Origin of the sequence: Agromyces soli, from assembly GCF_022811605.1 — a bacterium.
Classification (GTDB): Bacteria; Actinomycetota; Actinomycetes; order Actinomycetales; family Microbacteriaceae; genus Agromyces; species Agromyces soli.
On sequence record NZ_CP094533.1, the window covers coordinates 1,867,634 to 1,886,957 of the forward strand.

Sequence of the window (19,324 nt, forward strand, 5' to 3'; positions counted from 1 at the left end):
AGAAGGAGCAGCAGATGCGCATCGGTTCGGCCCCCGTCAGCTTCGGCATCCACGGCGGGGCGGATGTCTCCAAGCTCGCCGCGACCCCGCGCGAGCTCGTCGCGGCGATGGCCGCCGCCGGGTACACCGGTTCCGAGCTCGGCCCGCCCGGCTTCTTCGGCAGCCCCGAGGAGACCGCGACCCTGTTCGCGGACCACGGCCTCGCCGTGCTCGGCGCCTACGTCCCGCTGCACCTCAGCCAGCCGGACGAGGTCATGGCGGCCGACCTGGAGGGCATGCGCCGCACGCTCGAGGAGCTCGCCGCGGCAGGCGGCGACGGGCTCGCCATCCTCGCCGACGAGGGCGACGAGGCGATCATCGCGCACCCGTTCCGCCCGAACGCCGAGCGCGGCCTCGACGCCGCGCAGTGGGACCTCGCGCTCGAGCGGCTCGCCGCGGCGGAGGAGCTGGCGCGCCAGGCCGGCCTGCGCACGAGCTTCCACCCGCACTTCGGCACCTACGTCGAGCAGGCGCCCGAGATCGACGTGCTGCTGCAGCGCACCGGCATCGGCCTCTGCCTCGACACCGGCCACTTCGTGCTCGGCGGCGCCGACCCGGTCGCCTACCTGCGCGAGTGGGGGCACCGGGTGAACCACGTGCACGTGAAGGACGTCCGTCCCGCCGTGCTCGAGGCCGCGAAGGCCTCGGGGAACGAGCGCATCGACGACTGGTGGGACGAGGTCTCCGTGCCGCTCGGCACCGGCGACGGCCCGCTCGAGGAGTTCCTCGCCCAGATCCGCCGCAGCGACTACGACGGCTGGCTCGTCGTCGAGCAGGACGGTGCGCCCGCGACCGCCGAGACCTGGGACCGCATCGTCGGCGACCAGCGGCACAACCACGACTGGATCGCCGAGCGGCTCGGCCGATGACCGAGGCCGTGCTCGCCCTCGACGTCGGGGGCACGAAGGCGCACGGCGCGCTCGTCGACCGCGAGTACCGGCTGCTCGACGAGGGCTTCGCGCGGACGGCCGGGCGCGATCCCGGCCTCGCGGCGACCCTCGGCCTCGCCGCCGAGCTGCTCGAACGGGCTCGGACCGCCGGCACGACGGTGCGCGCCGTCGTCGCCGGCTTCCCCGAGTACGTCTCGAACGACGGCGTCGTGACCGCGCACGAGGTGCTCGACTGGACCGTGCAGCCCGGGGAGGCGCTCGCCGCGCTCGCGGGCGGCGTGCCGGTGCGCATCGCGAGCGACGTGAAGGCGGGCGCGCTCGGCGAGCTCGCCCTCGGCCGCGGGCGCGAGCACGACGGCTTCGTCTACGTCTCGCTCGGCACCGGCATCTCCACCGCGATCGTGCTCGACCGCACGCTCCACGACGGCGTCCGCGGCGAGGCGATCGGCTTCGGCGAATGGTCGGTGCCCGCCGAGCTCGACCCGGAGTGGCGCGGCAACCTCGAGGGCTTCGCCTCCGGCTCCGGCATCGCGGCCCGCTACCTCGCCCGCACCGGCGCCGAGCTCGCCGAGGGCGGCGCGCGCGGCGTGCTCGAGGCGGATGCCTCGGGCGACCCCGTCGCCGCCGAGATCGTCGACACCGCCGCCGCCGCGATCGGGCGCGCCATCGCGCAGCTCGTCTCGCTGCTCGACCCGCCCGCCATCGTGCTGGCGGGCGGCCTCGGCTCCGCGGACACGCGGCTGGCCCGGGGCATCCGCGCCGAGTACGAGCGCCTCGCGTCGCGCCGGCCGTCCCCGCCGCCGCTCGTGCCGAGCGCCGTCCCCGCCAACCCCGGACTCCTGGGCGCCGCCGCGCTCGCCTGGGAGCTCGCCACCGCCACCGCCTCCGAGGCCGCACCGCCGCCCGCGGCCGGCCCGGCATCACGAGAAGAGAGAACCGCATGACCGCACCCGTCCGCATCGCCGTGATCGGCGCAGGCACCATCACCCAGTCGGTGCACCTGCCGAGCCTCACGCGCGCCGGCTACGAGATCGCCGTCGTCTGCGACCTGTCGCCGTCGCGCGTCGCCGAGGTCACCGGGCGCACCGGCATCCGCGGCACCACCTCCCCGGCCGAGGCGATCGCCGCGCCCGAGGTCGAGGCGGTGCTCATCGCCACGCCCGGCTCGCACGCGCAGCTCGCGCTCGCCGCCATCCGCGCCGGCAAGCACGTGCTCGCGGAGAAGCCGCTCGCCCTCACCATCGCCGAGATCGAGGAGCTCGAGGCGGCGGCCGCCGAGGCCGGCGTCGTCGCGCAGGTCGGCTACATGAAGATGTACGACCCGCTCACCGAGCGGGCGCGCGCGGAGCTCGCCGAGCTCGACGACGTGCGCCTCGTGCGCATCACCGTCGCCCACCCCGACGACCTGCCGCAGGTCGACCACCTGCGGATGACGCCGCCGCAGCCCGACGCCGACCTCGCCGAGATCGAGCGGGCGCAGGCGTACGAGGCCGAGCAGTCGGCGATCGCCCTGCCCGGCGCCTCCGAGGCGGTCCAGCGCTACTACCGGAACGTGCTGAACGGCTCGGTCGTGCACGAGCTGAGCCTGCTGCGCGCCCTCGGCCTGGAACTGCCCGAGACGTGGACCGCGGAGGCGTTCCCGTCGCTCGAGGGCAGCGCGCCGGCCTCGCTCATCGCGACCGCCGCCGTCGGCGACGTGCGCTACGTGCTGAGCTGGAACTGGCTGCCCGAGTACCCCGAGTACGACGAGGAGCTGAAGGTGCTCGCCTCGAACGGCCGCCTCGAGTACCACCTCGCGAAGCCGTACCTGCTCGAGGAGCGCAGCCGCCTCCGCGTCGAGCGGAACACGGGGCTCGAGCGCCGCGACACGAGCTACGCCGACGGCTACGAGACGGGCTTCCTGCGCCAGCTCGACGCCTTCGCGCGCTCCATCCGACACGACGAGCCGGTCGTCTCCGACTTCGCCGGGGCCAGGCGCGACGTGCGCAGCCTGCAGGCGCTCGCGAAGGCCGTCGCGGCCGCCCGCGGCGAGACGGTCCGCACGGAGTCCGACGCGGCCTGAGCGAGTCCCCCACACCACCGAGTTGCCCGACTTTCATGGAAGTCGGGCAACTCGTCGTTCCGTTGGTTCGCTGAGCCCGTCGAAGCGGCCCTACTTCTGCACCAGCGTCACGTCGAAGGAGTAGAGGTCGGGGCGGTAGCAGTGCGTGCCGAGCTCCACCGCGCGCCCGGAGTCGTCGAAGACCGTCCGCGAGGCGGTGAGCACCGGGGCGCCGTCTTCGAGCTCCAGCAGTTCGCTCTCGTCGGCGCTGGCCCGGCGCGCCCCGATGCGCTGCCGGGCGACCCGCATGGTCGTGCCGCGGGAGCGCAGCACCTGGTAGAGCCCGTAGTTCTGCAGCGCCGCGGTGTCGAGGTCGAGGTAGTCGGCGGGCAGCACGTTGTCGAGTACCGCGACCGGCACCCCGTCGGCGGAGCGCAGCCGGCGCAGGTGCAGCGTGTCGCTGCCGAGCGGCACGGCGAGCGCCTCGGCGACCGCCGCACTCGCCGGCAGGGTTTCGCGGGAGAGCAGCTCCGTCGTGGGCACCTGCCCGCCGCGGATGAGGTCGTCGAAGAGGCTCGTCAGTTCGAGCCCGCGCGTCACCTGCCCCTGCACGACCTGCGTCCCGATGCCGCGACGACGGACGAGCAGCCCCTTGTCGACGACCTCCTGGATGGCCCGGCGGATCGTCGGCCGGGAGATGCCGAGCCGCTCGCTGAGGGCGATCTCGTTCTCGATGCGCGATCCGGCGGGCAGGGCGTGGGAGGTGATCGCCGATTCGATGCGCTCGGCGACCTGGTAGTACAGCGGGACCGGGCTCGAGCGATCGAGGTCCATGAACAGCTCCGGCGGGAAGGGGGCGTCGCCCACCGTCGTCGTCTCTGCCACGTCATCCTCCGAGCCTGGATATGTCAAGACAAATATAGATGCTCGGAGCGGCATCCGCCCGGGTTTCCCGCGGCGGGGCGGGGCGGGCGGGCCGCGCGCACCCCGCCCCGCCGGCGCCTACGGGGCGGAGAGGGCCTCGGGGTCGGCTTTCGCCGGGGCGAGGTCGCCGGCGTCCTCCTCGAGCCGCGGAACCGGACGGCGGAAGCCGCGGGTCGCGACGGCGAGCACGACCACGCCCAGGACGAGCCAGGCGCCGCCGATCAGGAACGCGGTGTCGTGCAGCTGCGAGAAGAGCGACAGGTCGATCAGGATGCCCGCGATCGGGACGAGCGAGAGCAGCGCCGAGCCCCAGCCGGCACGCTGCGCCCGCGTGCGCCAGATCCAGGCGAGGAACGCGGCGTTCACGAGCGCGAAGGCGAGGAAGGCGCCGAAGTTGATGAGCGCGGTCGCCTGCGCGATGTCGAGCAGCATGCCGATCATGCCGATGCCGGCGATCAGCAGGATGTTGACCCACGGCACCCGGAACACGTTCAGCCGGCCGAAGAGCTGGCGCGGCAGCACGCCGTCCCGGCCGATGACGTACAGCAGTCGGCTCGACGTCGCCTGGATCGCGAGCCCCGAACCGAAGGCCGCGATGATGCCGACGAGGTTGATGACGTTCGCGAGCGACTCGCCGCCCGCCGCGACGAGCAGCGAGTAGCCGGCGATGTCCGGGTTGTCGAAGTCGCCGCCCGGGTGCGCGAGCTGCATCACGAAGGAGACGCCCACGAAGATCGCGCCGCCGATGAGCACCACGAGGATGATCCCGAGCGGGATGTTGCGGCGCGGGTTCCTGGTCTCCTCGCTGAGCGTCGACACGGCGTCGAAGCCGAGGAACGAGTAGGCGGCGACGGCGGCCGCCGCGGCGACGGCGAGGACCGAGGCATCCGTTCCCCAGAACGCGTCCGATGGCGCGGCCGCAGGGCTCGAGCCGCTCACCACGAAGCCGATGATGATGGCCGTGGTCGTGGCGACGATCGCCATCGCCGCGATGGTGAGCCACGTGTTCACCCGATCCGCGAGCGTGATGCCGAGCAGGTTCACGACGGTGGTGGGCACGATGTTGACGAGCACCCACACCCAGAGCGGGACGCTCGGGAACTGCGCGTTGAGGTACACCGACTGGATGAGCCAGGCGACCATCGGCAGGAACAGGTAGTCGAGCAGGATCACCCACCCCGCGAGGAAGCCCGCGTGCCGGCCGAGCAGCCGGCCGACGTAGCTGTACGAGGAGCCGGAGCTCGGGTAGGCGCGGGCGAGCATCGCGTAGGAGACCGCGGTGAGGCCCATGGCGACGGTCGCGACGAGGTAGGCCGTCGGGGCCGCGCCGCCGCTCGTGGAGGACACCACGCCGAACGTCGAGGTGACGATGCCCGGCGCCATGTACGCCAGGCCGAAGAACACGACGCCGGCGAGGCCGAGGCGACGCAGCAGCCGGCGGGGGTCGGGCGCCGCAGCGGGCGTCGAGGTGGGGGATGGGGCGGTCACGGGCGGTTCTCCTTCGAACGGGGGTGCCAGTTCGACGGCTCGATGCGGCCGTCGTAGAGGGGGAGCGCGACGGGGGCGTCGCCCTCGTGGAACTGCGACCAGGGTCGGGAGACCCCGGCGGTGCCGCGATCGCGGGTGAGCTCGGTGAGGCCGAAGTCGACGACGACGGTCAGCACCTCCTCGGATGCGTCGGGCGAGGCGGCCCGCACCGAGCCGGTGGGGTCGACGACGAGGGACCGGCCGCGGCCGGTGGGCGCGGCCGCGTTGACCGAGGCGATCCAGAGCTGATTCATCACGGCGTTGCCGCGCACGATCGCGAGCTCCTGCTCGCGGTCGCTGGTGGCGGTCTGGACGAGGTTCAGGATGACGTCGGCGCCGAGCCAGGCGAGGTGGCGCGCGTGCTCCGGGAACCAGATGTCGTAGCAGATCGAGAGCCCGATGCGGCCGAGGCCCGGCAGCTCGAACACCTCGAAGCGGTCGCCGGGCGCCGCCGACTCGGCCGGCCGCCAGGGGAAGATCTTGCGATAGCTCGCGACGCGGTCGCCGCTCGGGGCGAACACGAGCGCCGTGTTGTGCACCGCGCCGTGGTCGCCGCGTTCGTAGACGGTGCCGGGCGCGAGCCAGACGCCGAGCTCGCGGGCCAGCGCGCCGAGCGCGTCGAGGCGGGGGTCGTCGAGCGGTCGGGCGGATGCCTCGATGCCCTCGGCCGTGTCGGCCGCGTCGAGATGCAGCTCCGGGAAGGCCCAGAACTCGGCGGTGGGATTGCGTCGGACGAGCGTGCGCAGCCGCTCGGCGAACACCGCCACGTCGAATCGGGGCTCCGCCGCCACCTGGGCGAGCGCCATGGTCAGACTCCGCGTCATCGCAGACCTCCATTTATTCGTCAAAGTTTGAAGAATGAATATACGGCCTGTCAAGCGTTCGTCAAAAGAACGTGGAAGAATTGCCGCATGGCGCGACCACGGAACCAGGCGCAGCGACGCAGCGAGCTCGTCACGGTCACATCCCGCCTGCTCATCGAGCGCGGCGCGTCGGCGGCGCGCCTCACCGACATCGCCGAGGCGGCGAAGCTCACGCCGGCGTCGGTGTCCTACTACTACCCCGAGCTTCCCGCGCTGTACGCGGAGACGTATGCGACCGCCGCGCTCGAGTACATCGCGCGACGCCGCGACCGGGTCGAGCGGGTGCAGGGAGCCGCGGCGCGACTCGCGGAGTGCCTCCGGCTCGGCATCCCGATCGCGGGGGAGCCGTCGTTCGACGCGACCGTGCTGCTCATCGAGCTCGGCGCGCAGTGCGTGCGCGACCAGGGCTTCGAAGCGCCCGCCACCGAGTTCGAGCGCGCGCAGCTCGAACTGTTCGAGGAGATCGTGCGCGACGGCGTCGACCGCGGCGAGTTCCGCACCGAGCTCGGGCCGGCCCGCGTCGCCCGACTGCTGCTCGCCGCCGAGGACGGCCTAGCCGGGCCTGTCATCACGGGGCGGCTCACGAGCGAGGAGGCGCTCGCCACCATCCTCGACCTCGGCGGGGCGCTCCTCGGGGCGACCCTCCCCGTTCCGGCGGACGTCGCGCGATGATCGCCCCCATCGAACTCGACGGCGGCATCGAGCTGCGGGCGATCACCCAGGGTGACGGCGCCGCGCTCGCCGCGGCCTACGAACGCAACCGGGCGCACCTCGCGCCGTGGGAGCCCGAGCGCACGCCGGAGTTCTTCAGCGCCACCGTGCAGGAGCGCGAGGTCGGCGCGAGCCTGCGCCGGCTCGCCGAGGGCACGGCGATCCCGCTCGTGCTCGTCGAGCGCGGCGACGACGGCGAGCGCATCGTCGGCCGGGTGAACCTCAGCGACCTCGTGCGCGGCGTGTTCCTGAACGCGCACCTCGGCTATTGGATCGACGCCGAACGGCAGAGCCGCGGACTCGCGACCGCCGCCGTCGGCGGTGCTCTGCACTTCGCCCGCCGGGCCGGACTGCACCGGGTGCAGGCCGGCACCCTCGTGCACAACGCGGCCTCGCAGACGGTGCTCGAGCGCAACGGCTTCACGCGCATCGGGCTCGCGCCGCGCTACCTCCGCATCGCGGGGGAGTGGCAGGACCACGTGCTGTTCCAGCGCCTGCTCGAGGACTGAGCCGAGCGGGGCGCTGCAGGAGGGCGGCGCTGGACGATCCTGGGATCCCGGATCGCATGGACCCGGAAGCGGGCCTGCCGATCGCCGCCTCGGCGCCGTGATCGCTTTGCCGATCGAATGAGCATTCTTGCGCGGCGCAATGTGACCAGTGCCGGTTGGACAAATCCTCGGCTCCGCGAGTAGCCTGTCATGCGGTGTGGTATCCCACGCCGGCGGACGGTGACCATGCGCCGTCCGCCGGCTGCGATCGGGACGCACCGCACCAGAGCAGACGAGGGGACGCTTCATGAACATGCGACGGAGAGCCGGCGCACGGCCGCGCCGGGTCACAGCGATCGCGCTGGCGATGACGATGGCCGCCGGCGGACTGGCGGCGATGGCCCTCGGGCCCGCCCCGGCGGCCGCGGCCGCCGAGCAGAACGGGTACGTCTTCAACGACGCCTGGGAGCTGACCGGCGACGACGTCAGCACCCAGTACTCGCCGAACTCCCCCGGCTACCACTCCGCGAGCAGCCAGCTCCCGACCCGCTTCGGGCCGATCCAGATCACGGCGGACTTCGCGCCGAACCCCGACCGCAGTCCGGGATCGACGCTCCTCCGCCCGGGTGCGACCCAGAGCAACTTCGGCGGCCAGGCCGCGATGTTCACCGGTGCGCCGAATCCGGCCGACGTGCCGGCACTCGGGCTCTACCCCAACGCCTCTGAAGGCTGCGGTGGTCCGCTCGGGTCCGCCGGACATCAGAACACCGCCGAGCCCTGCGACGTCGGCGTGCTGACGTTCACGTTCTCGAAGCCGGTCACCGACCCGGTGCTCGACCTGTCCGGGCTGGGCGGCTTCGCCTGGACGTCCGAGCCCAACGGTCAGTCGAAGGCGCGCGGCTCGTTCAACTCCACGGTCTGGAGGCTCGCCTCGGCCGACGTCGCGTTCACCGCACTCTCCGGCGGGGCGACGAATCTCACGACCGACGGCACCACGCTCGGGGTGGCGAATCGCAACTCCGCCACGCAGTGCAACGATCGCACGCAGAACAACGCGGGCACCTCGGTGGCGTTCCCCGAGACCGACTACAGCGGCTGCGGCTCGGTGACGCTCTCCGGCACCTTCACCTCCGTGTCCTTCGACATCGCCGCACTGGCGACGCCGTTCACCCAGTTCCCGGCCGCGACCCACGGCACGGGATCGGCGTACTTCGTGGATGACGGCACCGGCGCGTTCGACGGCGTCAACGGCGGCAACCTCACGCCGAGCGAGACGAGCCTGACCGGCAACCCGAACCCCTCCCAGAACTCCGACCTCCAGCGCGTCTCCTTCCGGCTGCCGCAGCTCGGCGCGATCGGCGACCGCGTCTGGCACGACGAGAACGCCGACGGCATCCAGGATGCGGGCGAACCGGGGCTCGAAGGCGTCACCGTGGAGCTCCTCGACGGCAACGGCGACCCCGTGCTCGACGAGAACGGTCAGCCGGTCACGACGACCACCGGGCCCGACGGCGAGTACTCGTTCGGCGAGCTGCCGTTCGGCGCGTACAAGGTCCGCATGAGCGGGGCCCCCGAGGGCATGGCGCCGACCGTCCGCGGTGCCGGCGGCGACTCGGCCGCCGACTCGGACCTCGACCCGGCGACCGGCGAATCGGAGGTCATCGAGCTCGACTCCGCGCGGCCGACGGCCGACGACGTCGACGGCGGCTTCGTGGTGCTCCCGGTGGCGGTCGACGACGAGTCGCACGGCAACCGCATCGGCGACCCGGTGACCGTGCCGACGCTCGGCAACGACGAGGGCGAGCTCGATCCCTCGACGGTGCGGATCACCGATCCGGAGTCGGGCGATCTGGTCGAGGAGCTCGTGGTCCCCGGCGAGGGCACCTGGTCGGTCGATCCCGACACGGGTGAGATCACCTTCACGCCGGAGGCCGGGTTCACCGGCAATCCGACCCCGATCGACTACACGGTCGATGATGTGAACGGCAACGCGACGGGTGCGACCGTGACGGTGACGTACCTGCCCGAGGCGGTGGACGACGAGTCGTTGAACAACCCGCAGGGTGCGACGGTGACGGTCCCGACGGTGGGCAACGACCGAGGGGAGCTCGACGCGTCGACGGTCCGGATCACCGACCCGGAGTCGGGCGACCCGGTGACCGAACTCGTGGTCCCCGGCGAGGGCACGTGGTCGGTCGATCCCGACACGGGTGAGATCACCTTCACGCCGGAGGCCGGGTTCACCGGCAATCCGACGCCGATCGACTACACGGTCGATGATGTGAACGGCAATCCGACGGGTGCGACCGTGACGGTGACGTACCTGCCCGAGGCGGTGGACGACGAGTCGTTGAACAACCCGCAGGGTGCGACGGTGACGGTTCCGACGGTGGACAACGACCGCGGGGATCTCGATCCCTCGACGGTGCGGATCACCGATCCGGAGTCGGGCGACCCGGTGACGGAGCTCGTCGTCCCTGGCGAGGGCACGTGGTCGGTCGATCCCGACACGGGTGAGATCACCTTCACGCCGGAGGCCGGGTTCACCGGCAATCCGACGCCGATCGACTACACGGTCGATGATGTGAACGGCAACGCGACGGGTGCGACCGTGACGGTGACGTACCTGCCCGAGGCGGTGGACGACGAGTCGCACGGCAACCGCATCGGCGATCCGGTGACCGTGCCGACCCTCGACAACGACCGCGGGCAGCTCGATCCGTCGACGGTGCGGATCACCGACCCGGAGTCGGGCGACCCGGTGACCGAACTCGTGGTCCCTGGCGAGGGCACCTGGTCGGTCGATCCCGACACCGGGGACCTCACCTTCACCCCCGAGCCGGGCTTCGAAGGCGACCCGACGCCGATCGACTACACGGTCGATGATGTGACCGGCAATCCGACGGGTGCGACCGTGACCGTGACCTACGTCCCGGAAGCGGTGGACGACGAGTCGTTGAACAACCCGCAGGGTGCGACGGTGACCGTCCCGACGGTGGGCAACGACCGCGGGCAGCTCGATCCCTCGACGGTGCGGATCACCGATCCGGAGTCAGGCGATCCGGTCGAGGAGCTCCTGGTCCCTGGCGAGGGCACCTGGTCGGTCGACCCCGACACCGGGGACATCACCTTCACGCCGGGGGCCGGGTTCACCGGCAACCCGACGCCGATCGACTACACCGTCGATGATGTGAACGGCAACGCGACGGGTGCGACCGTGACGGTGACCTACGTCCCGGAGGCGGTGGACGACGAGTCGCTCGGCAACCCGCGGGGCTCCGCCGTGACCGTGCCGGTCCTCGGCAATGACGCGGGCGATCTCGACCCCTCGACCGTGCGCATCATCGACCCGGCGAGCGGGGAACCGGTGACGGAGCTCGTCGTGCCGGGTGAGGGCACCTGGACGGTCGATCCCGACACCGGGGACCTCACCTTCACCCCCGAGCCGGGCTTCGAAGGCGACCCGACCCCGATCGACTACACCGTGTCCGACCGTGCGGGCAACGCGACCCGGGCGACCGTCACGATCGGCTATGTCGATGTGACGGAGCCCGGTCAGCCGAGCACGCCGATTCCGGCACCGCCGGGGACGCCGGCCGGCTCCGGCGACGGTGATCTGGCGCGGACCGGCGCCGAGATCGGCCTGGGCCTCACGGCGGCTGCGGTGCTGCTGCTGCTCGGCGGTCTGGCGGCCCTCCTCGCCCGGATCGAACGGCGGCGTCGCCGCGGCTGAGGCCGCACGGCTGACCCGGGCGGCGGTGCGCGAGCGCCGTCGCCCGGTCGGCATGCCCGGTCGGCATGCCCGGGCGGTCAGCCCCCCCCGACGAGCCTGGTACGGTCGGACTGAGCGCCCGAACGGGCGCAGAAGGCTGGCCCGCGATGATCGAGCTGCTGACGAACCTGCTGCGTTTCCTCGCGGCCGCGTTCGAACTCGGCGCGGCCGCGAACGGCCAGCTGAGCGTGCTGCTCCTCGGCGTCGTCGGCGCCGCGGCGGTCGCCGTGGTCGTGCTCTCGGTGCGTGCGCTGCCCGCGCTCGTGGCCGCCGATCCCGCCGGTGCGGCGACGAGGCTCCGGCAGACCGCCGATCCGTGGCGGCTCCTCTCGCAGTCCGATCCCGACGCGCCCGGGCGGGCGCGGCCGAGGGCTCCGGGGCTGGCGGCCGCGGCCGCCTGACCCGCACGCCACCGCGCCCTGCGTGAGCTGCGGCCCCGCGGCCAGACGGAACCATGTTCCGCGCGCGACGTTCGTCGCGCCGACCGCTAGGACGCACCTGTGGACTTCTACGCCTTTCCGCCCATCGCCGCCGTCATCGACGGCGCCTACACCCTGCTCATGGGGCTCGCCGGATTCCTCGAGCCCCTCCTCGGTGGGGCCGCCGCCGCGGCATCCGTCGTGCTCGTCACCCTCGTCGTGCGCGCCGCGCTCATCTCCGTCGGCGTCGCACTGGCGAAGGGCGAGCAGACCCGCACCAGGATCGCCCCGAAGCTGCAGGAGCTGCAGCGGAAGCACGCGAACAACCCCGAGCGGTTGCAGCGCGAGCTCCGTGCGCTCTACGCCGAGGAGGGCACGAGCCCGTTCGCGGGCTGCCTGCCGATGCTCGTGCAGGCGCCCGTCGTCGGCATCATCTACGCGCTGTTCATCCTGCCGGTGGTGAACGGGCATCCGAACCTGCTGCTCGACCAGACCCTCCTCGGCGTGCCGCTCGGGCACAGCCTCGTCGGCACGATCGCCGCCGGGGTGCCGCAGCCGCTCGATCTGCTCGTCTTCGCGGGGCTCGTCGTCGCGATCGCCGCCGTCGGCTTCCTGACGCTGCGGGCGGCGCGCCCCGGTGGCCCGCTCGCGGTGCCCCGCCCAGCCGCGAGCACCGCTCCGGCGCCCGGCGCCCCGGCGATGCCCGACCTCTCGAAGGCGCTGCTGCCCCTGCACTTCCTCACCGCGGGCATCGCGATGTTCGTGCCGCTCGCGGCGGGCCTGTACCTGCTGACGACGGTCGCGTGGACCCTCGTGCAGCGGCTCGTGCTGCGCCGCCGCTACCCGCTCGGCTGACCTCCCATTGACTTGCCCGACTTTCATGAAAGTCGGGCAAGTCGATGAGGTGACGCTCAGGCGGGGGTCGCCGCCAGCTCGACGAAGCGGCGCAGCAGGCGCTGCGGCTCGGTGACGGATGCCGCGCCGAGCCGCAGCTCGACCTCGCGCAGCTCGCTCGCCGGGAAGTAGCCGTGGTGCCGGTACACCCGCGCCCGCGCGACGAAGTCGGCCGTGGACACCTCGGGGTGGAACTGCGTCGCGTACACGTGCTCGCCGACCCGGTACAACTGCACGGGGCATCCGGCCGAGCCGGCGAGGAGCACCGCGTCGCGGGGCAGCTCCTCCGTGGCCTCCTTGTGCCCGACGAGGGCGTCGAAGCGCGGGGGCAGCACCCCCGCGAGCCGGTCGGCCCGGCCGGCCTCGGTGAGCGCGAGCTCGACGGCGGCGGCGTCCTCGCCGAAGCGGGTGCCGACGGTGCCGCCGAGCAGCCGGGTGAGCACGCCGATGCCGTAGCAGGTGAACATGACGTGACGGTCGCCCGCGAGGGCCCACTCGGCGAGCCGGGCGAGGTCGTCCTCGACGCGGAGCTGCATCGCGCCCTTGCGCGCCTCGGGGGTGGTCACGTTGAAGGGGCTGCCGCCGACGACGATGCCCGCGAAGTCGCCGAGCACGAGCTGCGACAGGGGCTCCGCATCCAGGCGGAGGTGCTCGAGACGTCCGGCGTCGAGACCCATGGCCCGCCGCACGGCCTCGTACTCGGGGCCGACCGCCTCGGCCTCGGGCCGCGCCGAGAGGAAGAGGAAGGGCCGGGTCATGCCGTCCATCGTCTCCTGGAACGCCGGGCCGGCGCCACTCGGTGACGCGGGCTCAGCGCTTGCGCCCGCGGTTCTGGCGGCCTCGACCGCCTGCCGCCCCGCGCCCGGACCCGCCGCGGCCGGACCCGCCGCGGCCGGAGCCCCCGCGACCCTGGCCGCCGCCGCGCCCCGCGCCGGGCTTCCCGGAGCCGCCGCGCTCGCCGCTGCCGCGCTCGCGCTCGCGATGCCGCTCGGAGCCGCCGCGCTCCGCCGGGGCGTCGCCCTCGGCCCCGCGCGAGCTGCGCGCGGTGCGCCCGCGCACGACGCCGACGAACTCCTGCACGGTCTCGTCGTCGCGTTCGACGCGCCAGACGAGCGCGATACGGGTGGTCGGCGCCCCCTCGAGCGGCAGCGCGACGACGTCGCGCCGGTGGTGCAGCCGGGCGATCGCGTGCGGCACGATCGCGTAGCCCGTGCCCGCGGCGACGAGCTCGATGGTCATGGCGGGGTCGTCCTGCACGGGGGCGAGCGGCTCGCCCTCGAGCTCGGCGAGGGAGAGCGCCTCGGCGTCGGCGAAGGGATGCCCCTTCTCGAGCACGACGACGGGCTGCTCCTCCCACAGCGGGATGACGTGCAGGCCTGCGTCGTCGACGGGGAGCCGCACGAAGGCGAGGTCGACCTCGCCCGTCAGCAGCCGGTCGAGCTGGGCGGGCTCGTCGACGCGCACGGCCTCGAGCGGGAGCTCCGGATGCCGCTCGGCCCACGCGCGCAGCCACTTCGCCGGGCTCACCCCGGCGACGTAGTCGAGTCGCATCGTCATCCGTCCAAGGCTACCGTCGGCTACGGTTGCAGGGTGAGCGAGAACCAGCCGAGCCGCGCCAAGGCGCAGACCATGAAGCCCGAGACCGCGGCGAAGAAGCTCGGCATCCTGCTGTCGGCGGCACCCGCCGAGTTCCAGGAGGGCGTCGTCTCCCGCGACGAGCTGGCCGCGCTGCAGGCCGAGCCGCCGGAGTGGCTGCGCACCCTGCGCGCCGAGGGCCCGCACCCGCGCGGCGTCGTCGCCGCCAAGCTCGGCGTCTCGAACTCGGGCCTCGCCCGCGGCGGCATCACCGACCCGTTGACGACCGCCGAGATCAAGGCGCTCCTCGCGGCCCCGCCCGCCTGGCTCGTGCAGGAGCGGGCCACGCAGGCCGCCGTGCGCGCCGAGAAGGCCCGCATCGCCGACCGCGACCGCGAGCGCGCCGCGCGCGCCGCCGAGCAGGACTGAGCGCGGTTCAGTCCGCGGCCGCGGCGGAGTACCGCGCGCCGACGAAGGCCGTGAGGTCGGCGAGCTCCCGCTCGGAGACCGAGTGCGCGAGCCCCTCGTAGATCCGCGAGTCGAGCGCGCTGTGCCCGGGAAGCCAGGCGGCCGTGCGGGCGACGGCCGAGTCGGGGATGACCGCGTCCTCCGTGCCGCGTCCCCAGAACACCGGGCGTTGAAGCTCGGCGAGGCGGGCGTCGCCATCGCGCACGCCGGGCATCGCGAAGCCGGCCAGGATGGCGGCGAAGGCGATGCGTTCGGGCGCGCGGCGCAGCAGTTCGAGGCTCATCGCCCCGCCCTGCGAGAAGCCGATGAGGCCGATGGACGGCGCGTCGCCGGCGTTCCGGTCGAGCCAGCCGATCACCGCGTCGACCGCCTCCTCGGCGGCGGCGAGCTTCGCCGGATCATCGTCGTCGAGCCGACCGGCCGCATCGAAGATCTCGAACCAGGCGTAGCCGTAGCCGGCGTCGAGCGGGGCGCGCAGCGAGGCGATCACGGGATCGAGCGGCAGGTACGGGGCGAGCCCGAACAGGTCGCCCTCGTTCGAGTTGTAGCCGTGCAGCAGCACGAGCAGTGGCCGGCCGGCCCGGTCGTCGCCGGAGGCCGACCAGAGCACCGCCTCGTCATCGATCCGCATCGTCCGAGCGTACGCCGGAGGGCCGAGTGGGGCAGAATCGACGCATGAGCGTGCGCACCCCGGACCCCGACTGGACCCCGGGCGACGAGCCCGACGTCCCGCAGCCCACCAATCCCGGCTGGCTGAGCGAGCTCGAGCTCGCCGAGGTGAGAGGCCGGCTGCCGCTGCTCTACGTCGAGGCGCTGCCGGTGCGGGTCGACGGGCTCGGCCAGGTCACCGAGGTCGGCCTGCTGCTGCGCGCGAACACGGTCGGCGAGATGACCCGCACCCTCGTCTCCGGGCGGGTGATGTACGGCGAAACCCTGCGCGACGCGCTGTTCCGCCACCTCGAAAAGGACCTCGGCCCGATGGCCTTCCCGCTGCTGCCCGCGAGCCCGGTGCCAGCGACCGTCGCCGAGTACTTCCCGATGCCCGGCATCACGCCGTTCACCGACGAGCGGCAGCACGCCGTCTCGCTCGTCTACGTCGTACCGGTGACGGGCACCTGCGAGCCGAGGCAGGACGCGCTCGAGGTGAGCTGGATGCCGCCGGAGGAGGCGGCGAGCCGGGCCGTCGGCGACGAGCTCGAGGGCGGCCGCGGGGTGCTCGTGCGCCAGGCCCTCGCCTCGGTCGGCGCCCTGCGCTGAGCGGCGGCCGAGCTGCTAGCCTGAACCGTCCGTGCAGCGAGCCGAGGAGGTGGTACCCGTGAACGAATCCACGTCGGTGCTCCCCAGCGGAGTCACGGTCGGGCGATAAGTCGTCCGGGAGCGCCGCGAATCCGCCGCACTCCGAAAGGCACGACCATGCACTTCACCTCCACGCACCAGCTCGACGACGGCCTCGTCGAGCGGACCTTCGCCCTCGGCGGGGTCCCCGGCATCCTCTGGACGCCGCCGACCGCGACCGCCGCCTCGCCCGCCCCGCTGATCCTCATGGGTCAGCCCGGCGGGATCGGCATGGCGCGGATGCATCCACGCCTCGCCGCGCGCGCCCGCAGCGCTGCCTCGCAGGGCTTCGCCTCGGCCACCCTCGAACTGCCCGGCGCGGGCGAGCGCGCCCCGCTGCCGGGCGCGGCCGAGGCCCGGGCCGAGCTCGTTCGCGCGATCGCGGCCGGGATCCCGCCGACGGCGGACACCGTCGACCGGCTGATCCTCCCGCTCGTCGATCGGGCCGTCCCCGAGTGGCGGGCCGCCCTCGACGGGCTGCTGGAGCTGCCCGAGCTCGCCCCACGGGTGGGCTTCTCCGGCGGGGTCATCGCGATCGGGGTGCGCCTCGCCGCGATCGAGCCGCGGATCGCGGCGGCCGGGCTCTTCGCCGGCAGCTACGTGCCGCGCGCGACCCTGGCGGAGGCGCGGGAGGTCACCATCCCGCTGCACGTGCTCCTGCAGTGGGACGACGAGGGCAACGACCGCGCGATGGCGCTCGAGCTCTTCGACGCCTTCGGCTCCACGGAGAAGACCCTGCTGGCGAACCTCGGCGGCCACACCGGCGTGCCCGCGTTCGCGGGCGAGGACGCCGCCCGCTTCTTCGCCCGGCACCTCGGGCCCGGGGCGGACTGAGCCGACCCGGACGTCGAGCGGCGGGCTGCGCGGATTCCGCGCAGCCCGCCGTGGTATTCATGTGCACATGGAGTTCTCGCTCGAGTTCACGCCCGACCTGATCGCCGTCTTCCTGACGCTCTTCGTGCTCGAGGTGGTCCTCGGCGTCGACAACGTCATCTTCATCTCGATCCTCGCCTCGAAGCTGCCGGTCGAGCAGCAGGCGAAGGCCCGCAACCTCGGCCTCACCCTCGCGATGCTCATGCGCGTGCTGCTCGTGCTCTTCGCGGGCTGGATCATCACGTTGAAGACCGACCTCTTCGAGATCGCCGGCATCGGCTTCTCGGGCCGCGACCTCATCCTCATCGCGGGCGGCCTCTTCCTCGTGTACAAGGCCGTGCACGAGATCCACCAGAAGCTCGAGGGGACCGAGGAGCACACCGCGGGCTCGGCGGCCCGGGCGAGCTTCGGCTCGGTGATCGCGCAGATCCTCGTGCTCGACCTGGTGTTCTCGCTCGACTCGGTCATCACCGCGGTCGGCATGACCGAGAACCTCGTCGTCATCATCACCGTCGTGGTGCTGTCGTTCGGCATCATGCTCTTCGCCGCGCGGTTCATCTTCGCCTTCGTGAACGCGCATCCCACCGTGAAGATGCTCGCGCTCGCGTTCCTGCTGCTCATCGGCGTGTTCCTCATCGCCGACGGCTTCGGGGTGAAGATCGACAAGGCGCTCATCTACGGCCCGATGGCGTTCGCGATCTTCGTCGAGGCGCTGAACCTCATCGCCGCGAGCCGGCGGGCGAAGCGCCTCGCCACCCAGCGCGACCCGGTGCGCCTGCACACCGCGTTCCCGGTCGAGAACGAGGAGATCGCGGTGCACGCGGCTACCTCGGCCGCGCCCGGCAGCGGGGCGGTCGGCCTCTCCGGCAAGCCGGTCGAGGGCGAGCTCGCCGAGGGCGACGGGCACCAGGAGCCCCGCGGCCTGGGTTGAGCCGCAGCGCAGACGACGGATGCCGCGCCGGCACGTGCCGGCGCGGCATCCGTCGGTCTACGGCTCAGCCGAGCACGGTGTCGAGGAAGAGCGCGGCGACGCGCTCCGCGTCGACGCCGAGCGCGACCTCCGCGGTCGTCCACTCGCCGGCGAGGCCGTGCACGACGTCCTCGCCCGGGAACTCGCGGAGGTCGACGAGCGTCTGCCCGCGGCTGTACCCGGCCAGCTCGACCCGGACCGGGCGCTGCTCGGTGCGGAGGGCCTCCGGGGCGACGAGTGCGCAGACCGCGCCGGCGTCGCCGATGAGGCCCGTGTACTGGGCGCGCTCGTCCTCGCTGAGGGCGATGCGGTGGCCGAGCAGGGCACCGACGACGCGTCCGACGGGGTGCTCGCCCGCCTCGAGCTCGGCGGCGCGGTCCTGCGCGACCGAGACCCGGTTGAAGACGTCGAGGCCGTACATGTAGCAGGGCACGCCGGAGTCGAGCACGATCGCCGCGGCCTCCGGGTCGTGCCAGACGTTGAACTCGGCGACGGCGGTCGCATTGCCGACGCTCGCCGAGCCGCCCATGAAGACGATCCGCTCGAGGTTCGCGGCGACCTCCGGGTGGGTGCGCAGCAGCAGCGCGAGGTTGGTCTGCGGGGCGAGCGCGACGAGGGTCACGGGTTCGGGGTGCTCGAGGATGGTGCGACGCAGCAGCTCGACCGCGCTCGACTCGACCGCGTGACGCGAGGTCTCGGGCAGCACGAGCCCGCCGAGCCCGTCGGCGCCGTGCACGTGCGAGGCGGAGCGGGCGGGCTCGAGCAGCGGCCGCACGGCGCCCGCGGCGACCGGCACGTCGCCGGCCCCGGCGACGTCGAGGATGCGCAGCGTGTTGTCGACGACCTGCTCGAGCGAGGCGTTGCCCGCGACGCAGGAGACGGCGAGCACGTCGATCTCGGGGTGCGCGACGGCGAAGAGGAGGGCGAGGGCATCGTCGACACCGGTGTCGACGTCGAGGATCACGGGAATCGGCATGACGAGAAGCCTAAGCCCGCCGAGTCGTCCGTGACGCGCGGCTCAGCGCACGAAGCGGACCTCGTCGATCTCCTCGCCGAGGAACGGCTGGCGCTGCGTCGCCCCGTCGAGGGCGAAGCCGTTGCGCTCGTAGAAGCGGTGCGCGCGCGGGTTGTCGGCGGCGACCCAGAGGTAGACGGCCTCGTCGCCGACGGCCGCGTCGAAGAGCTTCTTGCCGATGCCGGTGCCGTGGTACGCGTCGAGCACGTAGATGAAGTTCAGCTCGCGCTCGCGCGGCGCGTCCTCGTCGCGGGCCGGGCCCGAGCCGACGAAGCCGACGATCTCACCGTCGACGAGCGCCGCGAACTGGCGGTACTCCTCGCCGCGGGAGGCCATGTGGCTCCACAGCTCGGCCATGCGGCGGGGCGAGAGGTTCTCGAGCGCCGCCTTCGAGATCAGGTGGTCGTAGGTCTCGTGCCAGCACGTCGCGTGCACGCGACCGAGAGCCTCGACATCCGAATCGCGGATGGGGCGGACGACGACCTGTGCAACAACCTCGGTGCTCATGCACCTGAGAGTA

Annotated in this window: 20 protein-coding genes; 12 read left to right on the forward strand and 8 right to left on the reverse strand. The window is 73.0% G+C overall.

Annotated features, from left to right (window positions below):
• The first annotated feature begins 14 nt into the window (after positions 1–14).
• From MTP13_RS08990 to MTP13_RS09000, 3 genes are read left to right on the forward strand one after another with little or no spacing between them, the layout of a single operon-like run.
• Complete coding sequence (locus MTP13_RS08990; protein WP_243570747.1) at positions 15–908, forward strand: TIM barrel protein; 894 nt, start codon at positions 15–17, stop codon at positions 906–908.
• Positions 905–1,873, forward strand: coding sequence for an ROK family protein (locus MTP13_RS08995; protein WP_243570748.1), 969 nt, complete (start codon positions 905–907; stop codon positions 1,871–1,873). The genes MTP13_RS08990 and MTP13_RS08995 overlap by 4 nt, the downstream gene beginning before the upstream one ends.
• Positions 1,870–2,991: a Gfo/Idh/MocA family protein gene (locus MTP13_RS09000; RefSeq protein WP_243570749.1), complete on the forward strand. Its 1,122-nt coding sequence runs from the start codon at positions 1,870–1,872 to the stop codon at positions 2,989–2,991. Before MTP13_RS08995 ends, MTP13_RS09000 begins: the two co-directional genes overlap by 4 nt.
• Before the next feature lie 90 nt (positions 2,992–3,081).
• Here the strand turns inward: MTP13_RS09000 and MTP13_RS09005 are convergent, their stop codons facing one another.
• The 3 genes from MTP13_RS09005 to MTP13_RS09015 all read right to left on the reverse strand — a co-directional run bounded on the left by MTP13_RS09005 (position 3,082) and on the right by MTP13_RS09015 (position 6,245).
• The gene (locus tag MTP13_RS09005) at positions 3,082–3,804 is read right to left on the reverse strand and encodes a GntR family transcriptional regulator (RefSeq protein WP_243570792.1); all 723 of its coding nucleotides are present in this window, start codon (positions 3,802–3,804) and stop codon (positions 3,082–3,084) included.
• 168 nt (positions 3,805–3,972) lie between these two features.
• The gene (locus tag MTP13_RS09010) at positions 3,973–5,382 is read right to left on the reverse strand and encodes an APC family permease (RefSeq protein ID WP_243570750.1); all 1,410 of its coding nucleotides are present in this window, start codon (positions 5,380–5,382) and stop codon (positions 3,973–3,975) included.
• Complete coding sequence (locus MTP13_RS09015; protein ID WP_243570751.1) at positions 5,379–6,245, reverse strand: carbon-nitrogen hydrolase family protein; 867 nt, start codon at positions 6,243–6,245, stop codon at positions 5,379–5,381. The genes MTP13_RS09010 and MTP13_RS09015 overlap by 4 nt, the downstream gene beginning before the upstream one ends.
• Positions 6,246–6,332: 87 nt before the next feature.
• On the opposite strand from MTP13_RS09015, the gene MTP13_RS09020 reads away from it, so the two are divergent.
• The 5 genes from MTP13_RS09020 (at position 6,333) to MTP13_RS09040 (ending at position 12,529) form a co-directional block, all read left to right on the forward strand.
• On the forward strand, positions 6,333–6,956 hold the full coding sequence (locus tag MTP13_RS09020) for a TetR/AcrR family transcriptional regulator (protein WP_243570752.1): 624 nt from the start codon (positions 6,333–6,335) through the stop codon (positions 6,954–6,956).
• Positions 6,953–7,504 (forward strand): GNAT family N-acetyltransferase, encoded by a 552-nt coding sequence (locus MTP13_RS09025; protein ID WP_243570754.1) that lies wholly within the window; start codon positions 6,953–6,955, stop codon positions 7,502–7,504. Before MTP13_RS09020 ends, MTP13_RS09025 begins: the two co-directional genes overlap by 4 nt.
• A 292-nt stretch (positions 7,505–7,796) precedes the next feature.
• Positions 7,797–11,216, forward strand: a complete 3,420-nt coding sequence (locus MTP13_RS09030) for an Ig-like domain-containing protein (protein ID WP_243570755.1) — start codon at positions 7,797–7,799, stop codon at positions 11,214–11,216.
• 146 nt (positions 11,217–11,362) lie between these two features.
• The gene (locus tag MTP13_RS09035) at positions 11,363–11,656 is read left to right on the forward strand and encodes a DUF6412 domain-containing protein (protein WP_243570756.1); all 294 of its coding nucleotides are present in this window, start codon (positions 11,363–11,365) and stop codon (positions 11,654–11,656) included.
• 99 nt (positions 11,657–11,755) lie between these two features.
• A complete protein-coding gene (locus MTP13_RS09040) occupies positions 11,756–12,529 on the forward strand; it encodes a YidC/Oxa1 family membrane protein insertase (RefSeq protein WP_243570757.1) in 774 nt (257 codons plus the stop codon).
• Between the two features lie 56 nt (positions 12,530–12,585).
• Here MTP13_RS09040 and MTP13_RS09045 read toward each other — a convergent pair whose 3' ends face one another.
• Entirely contained in the window at positions 12,586–13,326 is a 741-nt protein-coding gene (locus MTP13_RS09045; protein ID WP_243570758.1) for a glutamine amidotransferase, read from the reverse strand.
• Positions 13,327–13,378: 52 nt separating this feature from the next.
• Positions 13,379–14,125, reverse strand: a complete 747-nt coding sequence (locus tag MTP13_RS09050) for a LysR family transcriptional regulator substrate-binding protein (RefSeq protein WP_243570759.1) — start codon at positions 14,123–14,125, stop codon at positions 13,379–13,381.
• A gap of 72 nt (positions 14,126–14,197) precedes the next feature.
• Here MTP13_RS09050 and MTP13_RS09055 point away from each other — a divergent pair, with 72 nt between their 5' ends.
• Positions 14,198–14,572 carry a DUF5997 family protein gene (locus MTP13_RS09055; RefSeq protein WP_243570793.1) on the forward strand — a complete coding sequence of 125 codons (375 nt, stop codon included), beginning with the start codon at positions 14,198–14,200 and terminating at the stop codon, positions 14,570–14,572.
• Positions 14,573–14,579: 7 nt separating this feature from the next.
• On the opposite strand, the gene MTP13_RS09060 is transcribed toward MTP13_RS09055, so the two are convergent.
• Positions 14,580–15,242 (reverse strand): alpha/beta hydrolase, encoded by a 663-nt coding sequence (locus MTP13_RS09060; RefSeq protein WP_243570760.1) that lies wholly within the window; start codon positions 15,240–15,242, stop codon positions 14,580–14,582.
• Between the two features lie 44 nt (positions 15,243–15,286).
• Here MTP13_RS09060 and MTP13_RS09065 point away from each other — a divergent pair, with 44 nt between their 5' ends.
• The 3 genes from MTP13_RS09065 (at position 15,287) to MTP13_RS09075 (ending at position 17,750) form a co-directional block, all read left to right on the forward strand.
• Positions 15,287–15,868: an NUDIX hydrolase family protein gene (locus tag MTP13_RS09065; protein WP_243570761.1), complete on the forward strand. Its 582-nt coding sequence runs from the start codon at positions 15,287–15,289 to the stop codon at positions 15,866–15,868.
• A 156-nt stretch (positions 15,869–16,024) separates the two neighbouring features.
• Positions 16,025–16,780, forward strand: a complete 756-nt coding sequence (locus tag MTP13_RS09070; protein WP_243570762.1) for a dienelactone hydrolase family protein — start codon at positions 16,025–16,027, stop codon at positions 16,778–16,780.
• 67 nt (positions 16,781–16,847) lie between these two features.
• Positions 16,848–17,750 (forward strand): TerC family protein, encoded by a 903-nt coding sequence (locus MTP13_RS09075; protein ID WP_243570763.1) that lies wholly within the window; start codon positions 16,848–16,850, stop codon positions 17,748–17,750.
• Between the two features lie 64 nt (positions 17,751–17,814).
• On the opposite strand, the gene MTP13_RS09080 is transcribed toward MTP13_RS09075, so the two are convergent.
• The gene (locus tag MTP13_RS09080; protein ID WP_243570764.1) at positions 17,815–18,765 is read right to left on the reverse strand and encodes a nucleoside hydrolase; all 951 of its coding nucleotides are present in this window, start codon (positions 18,763–18,765) and stop codon (positions 17,815–17,817) included.
• A 42-nt stretch (positions 18,766–18,807) separates the two neighbouring features.
• Positions 18,808–19,311, reverse strand: a complete 504-nt coding sequence (locus tag MTP13_RS09085) for a GNAT family N-acetyltransferase (RefSeq protein ID WP_243570765.1) — start codon at positions 19,309–19,311, stop codon at positions 18,808–18,810.
• Positions 19,312–19,324: the final 13 nt, after the last annotated feature.